Below are 12,664 nucleotides of genomic sequence, written 5' to 3'. Positions count from 1 at the left end.
AAATACTGATGGGGAATATTAGTCCTTTTGAAACCTATACTTAAGCAACCTCAAGGATATAGCATTACTATTTGATTTTTGAAAAAATCTAAGTGTTCGTAGGGTGTGTTAGACGGAACGTCGTAACGCACCAAGAGCTTAAGATGGTGCCGCCAGTTCGTTCAAGTCGGGAAACCCTTTCGGTAGTTCCTTCTGGGGGAAACCCCCATCGCTCTTAGCGTCTCCCCTTGGGAGAAGATCTGACTACCTCACCACGCGACTGGCTCCCCTACGTATCTTTTCTCCAAATCAAATATGAGTCCTATATATTCAGATGGAGTAAATTATTCCTATAAAAAATAAATATCTTAACAATGTTGGGGAGTAAAAACTTTGGTTGAGGGATTTCCAAAAAGTAGATTATTTAGGACTTATGCCTAATGTTATTTCCTGATAATGAAACCCAACGGCTAGAAGTACTTAATAGGTATCAAATATTAGATACGCCACCAGAAGACAGTTTTGATGAAATAGCTCAACTAGCTGCTAACCTTTGTGAAACACCAATCGCTCTGATTAGCCTAGTTGATGCTAAACGGGAATGGTTCAAGTCAAAAATTGGAGTAACCATATCGGAAATTCCTCGAAGCATTTCTTTTAGTAGTTATACTATTTTACAAAATCAAATATTAATCATACCGGATGCTTTGAAAGATGAACGATTTACTACAAATCCTCTTGTAACATCAAATAATTATTTCCGTTTTTATGCAGGAGTTCCCCTAATTACTTCAAGCGGTTTTGCATTAGGTAGTCTTTGTGTAATTGATTTTGCACCACGAAGTCTGACTGCTAAAGAGCAGGTAATATTACAACAATTGGCTCGACAAATAATTAGATATTTAGATTTACATCTGCAAAAAAGAATTGATGATAGCCAAATTTTTTTTAATCTCTTTTTATCTAAAAGCCCTAATCCAATGTGGGTATATAATCAGAATAATCTAAAAATTTTAGATGTAAATGAAGCTGCTATTGTCCACTACGGTTACTCAAGAGAAGAATTCTTGCAAATGGCAATGACTGACATTTGCCATCCAAAAGACGCGCCTATTTTCAGAAAATATCTAGAGCAACAGCATTCTAACTTACACTTTTCTGGACAATGGCAACACTGGCGAAAAAACGGACAGATTATTGATGTTGAAATTGCTATAGATACAATAGACTATGCCAGCTACAAGGCTCGTTTGGTTAATATTCGAGATATTACAGAACACAAACGAATAGAAAAAAACCTTGAAGAAAGTGAAGCGAGATTTAGAGTTATTTCTGAAGCCATTCCTGTTCCATTAATTATTTCGCGTCTGTCTGACGGTTTAATTTTATATGCTAATTCGGAGTTCATGCAAATATTTCGGTTTTCATCCGAAGATTTTGTAAATCGCAAAAATTTAGATTTATACCATAAATCAGCCGATTTAGAAGCCCTATTAGAAGCTTTAAATCAACATGACGATCTTCAGGATTATGAACTGAAATTGAAGAGGGCTGATGGAACTGATTTTTGGGCGATCGCTTCTCTACAATACTTAGAATTTAACCGTGAAGCAGCAATTCTAACAGTATTTTATGATATTACAAACCGCAAAAATGTCGAGACCAAACTCCAAGAGCAAAATGAGCTTTCGCAGAGGATTTTTGAAAGTATACCATTAATGATTGCACTTCTTGATGCTAATGGTAAACTTCAATGGGTTAACCAAGAATGGGAAAATGTTTTAGGCTGGAAATTTCAAGACCTACAAGCTATTGATATTCTAGAAGTGTTATATCCTCATCCTGAATATCGACAATATGTAATTAATTTTATTCAGTCTGCACAACGAACTTGGGGTGACTTTAAAACTCAAGTTCGGAATGGTGATTTACTAGATACGTCTTGGACTAATGTTAAACTTTCAAATGGTCAAATTATCGGTATTGGGCAAGATATCACAGAACGCAAGCGAACTGAACTGGCTTTAAAAGCTCAAGCCGAACGAGAGCAATTGATGAGAACTGTTGCTCAACGAATTCGTCAATCTTTGAATCTTCAAGATATTTTGAATGCAACAGTTCAAGAAGTGCGAGATTTACTTGGGGTTGATCGAGTAGTAGTTTATCAGTTTGACTCAGAGATGATCGGCACAATTATGGCGGAGTCAGTGGAACCTGGATGGACGATTTCTTTGGGCGTAAAGATCCATGATACGTGTTTTCAAGCGGGCGCAGGAGTAGAGTATTATCAGGGACGTAAACGAGCGATCGCTAATATTTATGAAGCTGGACTAAGTGATTGCCATATTAGCCTATTAGAACAGTTTGAAGTCAAAGCAAATTTAGTCGTACCCATTTTACTAGAAGTCGGCTCTAAAAACGCTGGCTCTCACCTTTGGGGTTTACTGGTTGCTCACCAATGCTCTGGTTTCCGCGATTGGGAAGAAAATCAGTTAGATTTGCTCGATCAACTGACAGTCCAATTAGCGATCGCAATTCAACAATCCAGCATCTTAGAGCAAGCTCAAACTGAACTTGTTCAAAGGCAAAAAGCTGAAGTTAAATTAAGAAATGCCTTAGCTGAAAAAGAAGTTTTGTTAAAGGAAGTTCATCATCGAGTTAAAAATAATTTGCAAATTGTCTCCAGCTTATTGCAACTCCAGTCTCAAACCCTCAAAGATCCAGAATTAATCAAAGTTCTTCGAGAAAGTCAAAACCGAATTGAGTCAATATCCCTAATTCATAAAAATTTGTATACTTCCGCTAATATTGGACAAATTAATGTTAGTGACTATATCAATAATTTGGCAGCAAGCTTGCTAATTTCTTATCAAATATGGCCTGATAAAATTACTCTAGAAACTGATATAGATTCAGTGCATTTGAATGTTGATCAAGCTATTGCCTGTGGACTGGTTATTAATGAATTAATTTCCAATGCCCTCAAACACGCTTTTCCTAACCAACAAAGAGGCATAATTAGTATTGCTTTACGCAATATTGGCAATAATATCGAGATGACTATCCGAGATAATGGAATTGGTTTACCGGATAATTTAAATTGGACAAGTGCTGATTCTTTGGGTTTGTCGTTAGTCTATGACTTGGTTACAGAACAATTAGAAGGCGATATTACTCTAGAAAGCAATCCTGGAACAGGATTCAAAATTCAATTTACGCAGTTAACTTTGCATCAGTAAATATCAAATGGGTCAAGCTAGGATTTTAGTTGTTGAAGATGAAGTGATTGTGGCTAGAACTATTGCTAGCCAACTCAGCCAATTAGGTTACATTGTTACGGGAACGGCTTCATCTGGTAAAGTTGCCATTGCCAAAGCATCAGAAACTCAACCAGAATTAGTATTAATGGATATTATTCTTAAAGGTGACATGGATGGTATTGCTACCGCCAGTCAGATTCGTGAGCAGTTAGATGTACCTATAATATTTTTAACTGCTTATGGTGACGATCATACTTTAGAACGAGCTAAAATTACTCAACCTTTTGGATATATCGTTAAGCCATTTACGACAAAAGATTTAAGAATAGCGATCGAGATCGGTCTTTTAAAACACCAATTAGAGCGTGAACTACGGGAGAATCGAGATCAGTTAGCAACTCTTTTAAACTCAATGAGTGATGCTGTAATCGCTACAAATGAGCAGGGAAGGGTAACATTTATGAATCCAGCAGCGGAAGCACTGACTGGCTGGCAACAAAAAGATGCTTTAGGAAATGAGGCGACGAATATTTTTCATATTGTCGATGAAATTACAGAGACTATATTAGAAAATCCAGTGACAAAAGTGCTACGGGAGCAACAGGTTGTTTATTTAAAAGAATTCACATCTCTGATTAGAAGAGACGGAAAAAGAGTTCCAATTGGCGATAGTGCTTCACCACTGAAGCGACGACCCGATCAGATAAATGGTGTAGTAATTGTTTTCTGGGATCTTAGCGATCGCCGCCAAACAAAATTGCTAGAGCAAGCCTTGGAAAAGGAGCAAGAACTTAGCCGTCTCAAGTCCTTATTTATCTCTACCGTATCTCATGAGTTCCGTAATCCCTTAACTGTTATTCAAACGGCAGTAGAACTTATGGAAATGCAAAGAGAAAATTTGACAGATGCAAAAAGAGGTATTTATCTAAAGCGAATTCAAGGTGCTGTGCAATCTCTAGAAAAACTGATGGAAGAAGTGCTATTTATGGGTCGAGCAGAGGCAGAAAAACTCGTATATAATCCCGCTCCTCTTAACTTAGAGCAATTCTGTCTAGGGTTAATCGAAGATTTTTCTATTGTTGAAAGTAGCATCTGTGAAATTGTTTTTACCTGTCATAGCGATCGTACCGACGCTGTAATGGATGAAGGACTCTTACATTATATGTTTAATAATCTACTCTCCAACGCAGTTAAATATTCTCCAAGAGGTGGCAAGATTCAGCTTGATTTAATATGCGACCCAATTGAGAAAGTGGCAATTTTTTATATTCAAGATCAAGGCATGGGCATTCCTGAACCAGATCAAACTCGACTTTTTGAGTCATTCTACCGAGCCTCAAATGTTCAATCAATTCCGGGTACTGGCTTGGGGTTAGTAATTGTTAAAAAGTGCATTGATGCTCATAGAGGTCAAATTAGTGTCACAAGTCAAGTTGGAGTTGGTACTACATTTACAGTCATTTTGCCCTTAAATTCGGAATTATAAACAAGATGCTGAAAACTACATCCTTTTTCGGAGATGTATCTTGCATGGCGGATACACGTTTTTATATTCACTCTTGTATTCAAAACTACTTTTTGCCATTGAAGAAGGCATCTATGCTGAGGGCAGAGGGCAGAAGGAACTTTTTCGTTGGGGATTCAGACCCCAACCAATTGTAAGCACCGTATAGACGGTGGGGTTTTATACCCAAGTTCGGTTCGGTCACAGGCAGAGGGAGGAGGCAGTATTCCCTTCTGCCTTCTGCCTCCTGCCCTCTGCCTTTCTTGATAAAATTAGTATAGTTTTGATGCGAGAGAAATGCTCTGTTGATTAGAATTTGGGTCTTTCGAGCCAAAAGAGCAGCTAAAAATCAACCAGTTGCAAAAATAATTTGCGCTTGGCAAGCAAACTGGCAATAGATGTGATAGTCTTTTTATATAGGGAATCAAGACAGCCAAAGCAAAAGAAATCGTCAAAGAGAAATGATCTAAACTCAAAGACAAGACTTTGCCTTGGCAGATGCAAGTTAAATCCGCTACGGCTTTTTGAAACTAAGAGACAAAGCCAATGAAGCAGGATAGTGACCTCCGTAATAACTTGAAGTCAATCAGAACTCGCTTAGGCATGAGCCAACAAGATTTGGCTAACATCGCTAGTGTAACTCGTCAAACAATTAGCGGTGTAGAGTCGGGACTATATGCTCCCTCAGTGGCCATAACACTTCGTTTGGCGAAGGCGCTTGGTTGTCAAGTAGAGGATCTATTCTGGTTAGAGCGGGATTTACCTGAAATTGAAGCCGTTCTTGCCAAACCTGTTCCTAAAGGTCAGCAGCTACGAGTTAGCATAGCTCGTGTAGGCGGACAATGGATAGCTTATCCCTTGATTGGTAAGGATGCTTTTCGCCAAGATATGATTCCGGCTGACGGTGAAGGTACTAGCCAAGCAGGTACAAATAAAGTTCGAGTCCGTCTTTTAGACGATAATCTCGACACACTTCACAACACAGTTGTGATTGCTGGTTGTGCCCCTGTGATTTCATTGTGGGCAAGAGCCACCGAACGCTGGCATCCCCAACTGCGAGTCCAATATAACTTCGCCAATAGCATGGCTGCATTGCACAGTTTATGCAGAGGTGAAGCGCACATCGCAGGGATGCATCTGTACGATCCTGAAACTGGTGAGTATAATACTCCCTTTGTTCGAGATGTTCTGGCTGGGAGGGAAGCAGTTCTGATTACCCTTGGTGTTTGGGAAGAGGGACTTGTATTGAAGCCTGGCAACCCAATGGGAATTAGAACAGTTAAAGACTTAGTTGCAGGGGGCGGGACTATTGTCAACCGCGAAATCGGTTCTGGTAGTCGGATGCTTTTGGAACAAACACTCCAAAAAGAGCAGATACCGTTCGATGCTGTTCAGGGCTTTGACAATATACTTAAAAGTCATCAAGATGTTGCCCAAGCTGTGGGATTAGGAATTGCTGATGCTGGTATGAGTACGGCATCTGTAGCTACCGCTTTTGGGCTGGGATTTATCCCTTTACATCAGTCACGATATGATTTGGTGATTCTCAAAGAATATCTCGAAGTTGCACCAGTACAGCAGTTGCTCAGTACTTTGGGACATCGGATGGTTCACTCACAATTTGAAATTCTCGGTGGTTATGATATCAGCAAAATTGGGGAAGTTGTAGCGACTGTTTAGAGTGGATTGCAATGGTTGGTTGTGTGATTAAAGGAATACTTGGCGTAAATTTCAATTCCTGCTGCAACCACTCTTGAGGTATGAGCAACCTTTGATAATTCGTAATTAGGATTTCCAGTTTGGAATCTGTAGCTTTCTTTTTTGCAATTGGTATTACTCCCGTCAGAGAAATCATTTGAGTGAACGGATGGTAATGCTTGCAATATTCCTTGAGTGATATCTTATTGCTCTAGCTATTAGTCAGAAAAAACAATGACTAATAACCAACGAAAACTGACTACAACTTGAATAATGTTCTGGATTCAGACTCTTTTTGCTGTAGAACGAGCGCCTCCAACTACGTTCTATATCAAGTTGCTGCTGTAATTTTACAGCAATTACTTCCGGTAGTCACAAAGTGCGTAGTTTACCGCCGTAGGCATCGCCTCATGAACCAAAAGACTCAGCAAACAAACAATCACAGGATTAATCATCATGTCCGACGAAAAAATTAGACAGATTGCTTTTTACGGTAAAGGTGGTATTGGTAAATCTACCACTTCCCAAAATACCCTGGCTGCAATGGCAGAAGTGGGTAAACGCATCTTGATTGTCGGATGTGACCCCAAAGCTGACTCTACCCGATTGATTTTGCACTGTAAAGCCCAAACCACCGTGTTGCACTTAGCTGCTGAACGCGGTGCTGTGGAAGATATCGAACTCGAAGAAGTGGTAATCACTGGTTTCCGAAATATCAGATGCGTGGAATCAGGTGGGCCAGAACCTGGCGTAGGTTGCGCCGGTCGGGGTATCATCACCGCTATCAACTTCCTTGAAGAAAACGGCGCTTACTCAGATGTAGATTTCGTATCCTACGACGTATTGGGCGACGTTGTGTGTGGTGGTTTTGCGATGCCAATTCGTGAAGGTAAAGCCCAAGAAATCTACATTGTTACCTCTGGTGAAATGATGGCGATGTTTGCAGCTAATAACATTGCTCGTGGCGTTCTCAAATATGCTCACACTGGTGGGGTACGTTTGGGTGGGCTGATTTGTAACAGCCGCAAAACTGACCGGGAAGATGAACTGATTAGCACTCTTGCAGCCAGATTAAGTACTCAGATGATTCACTTCGTTCCCCGTGACAATATCGTGCAACACGCCGAATTGCGGCGGATGACGGTGAATGAGTACGCACCTGATAGTGGACAAGCTAATGAATACCGTACACTAGCAGACAAGATTATCAATAATACAAATCTTGCTGTTCCTACACCCATCGAAATGGATGAATTAGAAGATTTGTTGATTGAATTCGGTATCCTTGAGAGTGAAGAAAATGCTGCAAAAATGATTAGCCAAGCAGATGCAGCTAAAAAACAAGAAGATGCTGAAGGTGAAGCACTAGAAGCACTGAAAAAAGGAAACGTAGAAATAGTTTCCGGTAGCGAGAAGAAGTAAGCTTATTCTTCAAAATCAGGTGCTAAATCCAAAGTAAATATTAGGTGGGCGAGAATAGCCCACCTTCTCAACAATCATTTAAAATGGAGGTAGTCGAATAGCTAATCTTAACTCTGTGCGCTTTTTCTTCACCGTGTTAACACTAATACACTAACGTGTACCTGACAACATTAATAATTTGGTAGTCTAGTTCATGTTTTTGTTTTCTCCTTCTCTAACCTAGATGATGTTTATGTTTTAGGGGATGAGAAAGATAACTTCTTATCCCCTTTTATTCCATCTTTAGATACACGGTGAATAAATAAAAATCCTCCTCAGCCTTTGGGAATTTAGCTAATATCTAAAAATTTCTACCTCTTGTCACGAAACAAATGAATCCTACTCCAGGAAAAACCAACGATTCACTCAGTGACTCTAATTCTGAAGATGCTCGTCAGCAGCAGATACAAAAGAAAAAAAAGTCTTCCACACAATTACCCCAACCTGGAACTACTCAAGGGAGTTGCGCTTTTGATAGTGCAATGATTACTCTTGTACCAATCACCGATGCTGCTCATGTAGTTCACGGGCCAAGTGGCTGTGCTGCTAGTATTTGGGGAAGTTACAGCAGTCTTTCTTCTGGTTCGATGCTGTATAAAATACGCTTTAGCAGCGACATTGATGAGAGTGATATTATCTTCGGTGGAGCTAAAAAGCTGTACAAAGGCATTTTAGAATTACAAAGACGCTACAAACCTGCGGCGGTATTTGTTTACGCCACTTGTATCACCGCTTTGATTGGCGATGACATCGAGGGAGTTTGCAAAGATGCTACCGAGAAAACAGGAATACCAACTATCCCTGTACATTGTCCTGGATTCATTGGCAACCAAAATTTGGGCAACCGTGTCGCTGGTGAAGCAATGCTTTCACACGTTATTGGAACAGTTGAACCAGATACTATTACACCTTATGATATCAACATAATTGGTGAATACAATATTGCAGGTGCAATATGGAATGTTCTACCGTTGTTGGAGAAATTAGGTATCAGAGTTTTGGCAAAAATTACAGGCGATGCTGTCTACAAAGAAGTTTGCTATGCACATCGCGCCAAACTTAACGTGCTGCTCTCCTCTAAAGCACTAATTAACATGGCGAAAAGGATGGAGAAACAATATGGCATTCCCTATATTGAAGAGTCTATCTATGGCATAGAGCAAATCAATCAGTTTCTAAGGAATATTGCCGTAAAGTTGGATAATCCTGATTTGCAGGAACGTACAGAAAAGTTAATTGCAGAAGAAACTGCTGCAATAGATGAAAAACTTGCTCTTTATATCACCCAATTGCAAGGTAAGCAGGTTATCCTTTCTATTGGAAGTTTCAAGAGTTGGTTGATTATCTTTGCTGCTAAGAAATTGGGGATGGAAGTTATTGCTATTCTGACTAAGAATAATGCTGAGGAGGATAGAATTAGAGTCAACAGTTTGCTGGGTCAAGATGGCATAATTCTAGAACAAGAAAGTCCTCAAGAAATTTTCCAGATAATTAACGAAAATCAAGCTGATATGTTAATTGCTGAGAAATGCTATCAAGACATCTCTCTCACTGCTAGGATTCCATTTCTAGATATTAATCAAGAACGCAACCATGCCTATGCAGGTTATATAGGAATTTTAGAGATAACACGAGAACTGTATGCCGCTTTTTACAGCCCTGTGTGGGAGCAAGTATGTCAGCCAGCCCCGTGGTCAGAGGATGGGGGAGTAGAGGTAGGGGAGGCAGGGGAGGCAGGGGAAGCAGGGGAAGCAGGGGGAGAAATTTCTTCCTCATCCTCCTCATCTCCCTCATCTCTCTCATCCCCTTCATCCCCCTTATCTTCTTCAGAGGAGGACATCTAATGGCAATTATTAGTGTTACGAATACATCAGTTGCAGTTAATCCCCTCAAGCAAAGCCAGACTGTGGGTGCAGTTTTAGCCTTTTTGGGGTTGAAGGGAATAATGCCTTTATTACACGGTTCTCAAGGCTGTACTGCTTTGACTAAGGCAGTATTAGTACAACATTTCCGTCAGACGATTCCCCTTTCTAGTACAGCGATGACAGAAGTTGCAACTATTTTGGGTGGCGAGGAAAGAGTTGAACAAGCAATTTTGACTTTGGTGCAGAGATCCAAACCAGAAATTATTGGTCTTTGTAGCACTGGACTCGTGGAAACCAGAGGCGATGATATGGGGCGCTTTGTTAAAGAGATTCGCCACCGTCACCCAGAACTGGATTATTTACCAATTGTGCTTGTCTCGACACCAGATTTCAAAGGTACATTACAGGATGGCTTTGCTGGTGCAGTTGAGAGTATGGTTAGAGAAATTCCTCAAAAAGGCGAGAAGCAAGATGCTTGTCCTACACAAATCACAATTTTGGCGAGTTCTGCCTTTACACCAGGGGATGTACAGGAAATCAAAGAGATTGTCACCTCTTTTGGACTTGAACCTATTGTTGTACCTGACCTTTCTGGTGTTCTAGATGGTCATATAGAAGATTCATCTAGCGCCATTACAGCTAATGGTACAAATGTAGCACAGTTACGTTCAATTGGTAGTTCTGCATTTACTTTGGCATTAGGTGAAAGTATGCGGGCTGGGGCGCAAATTTTGGAAAAGAGATTCAACATACCTTATGAAGTATTTAGTGAACTGACAGGACTACTAGCAGTAGATAAATTCTTGCAAGCTTTGGCGGATATCAGTGGTGTCAGCGTACCGGAGAAATACCGCCGTCAACGCCGTCAGTTACAACACGTGATGCTGGAGAATCATTTTTACTTTGGTTGCAAGCGAGTTGCTTTGGCGCTGGAACCCGATTTACTGTGGTCAACAGTTGCTTTTTTGCGATCGCTAGGAGTTCAAATTCACGCAGCAGTGACAACAACACGCTTTCCTCTGTTAGAAAAACTGCCGATTCCTAGCGTCACTATCGGCGATTTGGAAGACTTTGAGCAACTGGCGGTTGGATCTGATTTGCTGATTACCAACTCTCATGGAGTGGCGATCGCTCAACGCTTAAAAATTCCTCTCTACCGTCAAGGGATTCCTATTTGCGATCGCTTAGATCATAGTCAGTTTACCAAGGTTGGCTACCGAGGTACTATGCAGCTTTTATTTGATATTGGCAATCTGTTTTTAGAGGCTGAAGCAAAGGTTAAACATTAAACAGAGCTAATTCTAACTATTTTTACCAGAAATATTGGTAATATGTAACCCAAGATACAATCTTGGCGATCAACTTTAGCTTTGATAGTTACTATCAAACCGTATACTCCATCTGTGAATATACCAACCAATGCCAGTAACTATTGCCTAGTTACTCCATTGACTCAAATTAAGTCTTCTTCATGAATCCAGCACAGCTAAAAAAAACAACTGCCAAAGCGAGTTGTGTGACAAGAAAACTTCGCCGCCGTTTTGACGTTACACAATCTGTCATTACACCATCTTTGCTCACTTGGTTCGAGGTTATTGGCTACACAGTTTTGTTAGAACCAGACATTGCTTTAGGTAAGCACCAGATAGGGCGGAGTAGTTATAGTGATGTGGTTTTGTATCAGCGCCTTCATAGTGCTTTGCAGAAAATTAACCCGACAAAACCGGATGGAGCGATCGCCGCAGCTATCCATCAGATCACTTGTACAGAGAGTTCCGACTTGCTGGAAAATAACCTTCGCTTTCACAAATTGTTGACCAATGGTGTAGAAGTTGAATACCTGTATAACGAAGAAATAGTTCATGACAAAGTGTGCCTCATTGATACTTCTAATCTACTGAACAATGATTGGCTAGCTATTCATCCCTTGACTGTTGTTGAGGGGAATTATGCTCACTGTCCTGATGTAGTTGTCTTTATCAACGGTTTACCCTTAGCAGTTATTGTCTCGATTGATCCAAGCAATGAACGAGCCATGTTCCAAGCAGGTTATCGGCAAATCCAGTCTTACTCTCAACAGATACCGAAGCTGTTTTCTTACAATATACTCCTAGTTATCACTTGCCAAAATCGGGCACGAGTCGGTACATTAACCTCGAACTGGCAGGAGTTTTTACCCTGGTACACCATCGATGGTGAAGATTTTCCTCCCAAGGGCGCAACTGAACTAGAGGTGCTGATTCAAGGGATTTTTGACAAACGGCGTTTCCTAGAGCAAGTATTGCACTTTATAGTGTTTGATAAAAACGGAATTGGCATCAGTAAAAAATTGCTTCACCGACCTTTTTGTACAATACCAAATTCCCACAAAATATTTAATCATTAAGGAGTAACAGAATATGGAAATTAGCGCTCGTAATACATAAAAAGGAACCTTCCACAAACTAAGTAATGGTCTTGAAAGCCGCTTTAGAGGCTTTCTGCTGACTACAGTTCTTGTATATCTACTTGTGGGTGATAGTAGTCTTGAACGTATTTACTAGTTACTTCTAGCAGTGTGTCGTGACCTTAAGGACTCACCTGTGGGAACGCTGATCGTACACTGTTGATATAACAGGTAAAATCACTTTCACTGGGATTGAAGAACTCTTGCCCAATGACGAGTGCGGCATAAGTTTCAGACATCTTAGTGCTGAATCCATGTTCAGTGAGTCCATCGCCGATGTAGCGAAATAGCCAGTTAGCGTCAGCGTCCTGCTCAATCAATTTAGAAGCGTTTACTATAAAGTCTTGGTATTGAGTCATTGGGGTTACTCCTTTGGTTGTGTTGGCTTTGCAAAAGAATACAAATTTGCTGCTACCTTATCGACTAGTGAAAAAATCCGATTAGCCTAAAT

The 12,664-nt window shown here is 40.4% G+C and carries 8 protein-coding genes; 7 read left to right on the top strand and 1 reads right to left on the bottom strand.

Annotated features, from left to right (window positions below):
* Positions 1-419: 419 nt before the first annotated feature.
* From GTQ43_RS17840 to GTQ43_RS17810, 7 genes are all read left to right on the top strand, one after another.
* Positions 420-3,218: a PAS domain S-box protein gene (locus tag GTQ43_RS17840; protein ID WP_265274087.1), complete on the top strand. Its 2,799-nt coding sequence runs from the start codon at positions 420-422 to the stop codon at positions 3,216-3,218.
* Positions 3,219-3,225: 7 nt separating this feature from the next.
* Positions 3,226-4,725 (top strand): ATP-binding protein, encoded by a 1,500-nt coding sequence (locus tag GTQ43_RS17835; protein WP_265274086.1) that lies wholly within the window; start codon positions 3,226-3,228, stop codon positions 4,723-4,725.
* A 564-nt stretch (positions 4,726-5,289) separates the two neighbouring features.
* The gene (locus GTQ43_RS17830) at positions 5,290-6,423 is read left to right on the top strand and encodes a substrate-binding domain-containing protein (protein ID WP_265274085.1); all 1,134 of its coding nucleotides are present in this window, start codon (positions 5,290-5,292) and stop codon (positions 6,421-6,423) included.
* 474 nt (positions 6,424-6,897) lie between these two features.
* Positions 6,898-7,863, top strand: coding sequence for a nitrogenase iron protein (nifH, locus tag GTQ43_RS17825; protein ID WP_265274084.1), 966 nt, complete (start codon positions 6,898-6,900; stop codon positions 7,861-7,863).
* A gap of 371 nt (positions 7,864-8,234) precedes the next feature.
* The gene (gene nifE / locus GTQ43_RS17820; RefSeq protein WP_265274083.1) at positions 8,235-9,746 is read left to right on the top strand and encodes a nitrogenase iron-molybdenum cofactor biosynthesis protein NifE; all 1,512 of its coding nucleotides are present in this window, start codon (positions 8,235-8,237) and stop codon (positions 9,744-9,746) included.
* On the top strand, positions 9,746-11,056 hold the full coding sequence (nifN, locus tag GTQ43_RS17815; protein WP_265274082.1) for a nitrogenase iron-molybdenum cofactor biosynthesis protein NifN: 1,311 nt from the start codon (positions 9,746-9,748) through the stop codon (positions 11,054-11,056). The genes nifE and nifN overlap by 1 nt, the downstream gene beginning before the upstream one ends.
* Before the next feature lie 182 nt (positions 11,057-11,238).
* Positions 11,239-12,153 (top strand): type I restriction endonuclease, encoded by a 915-nt coding sequence (locus tag GTQ43_RS17810; protein WP_265274081.1) that lies wholly within the window; start codon positions 11,239-11,241, stop codon positions 12,151-12,153.
* Between the two features lie 182 nt (positions 12,154-12,335).
* Here the strand turns inward: GTQ43_RS17810 and GTQ43_RS17805 are convergent, their stop codons facing one another.
* Complete coding sequence (locus GTQ43_RS17805) at positions 12,336-12,572, bottom strand: hypothetical protein (protein ID WP_265274080.1); 237 nt, start codon at positions 12,570-12,572, stop codon at positions 12,336-12,338.
* Between the last annotated feature and the right edge of the window lie 92 nt (positions 12,573-12,664).

Source organism: Nostoc sp. KVJ3, from assembly GCF_026127265.1.
GTDB lineage: Bacteria > Cyanobacteriota > Cyanobacteriia > Cyanobacteriales > Nostocaceae > Nostoc.
This window is presented reverse-complemented; position numbering and strand designations above follow the sequence as displayed.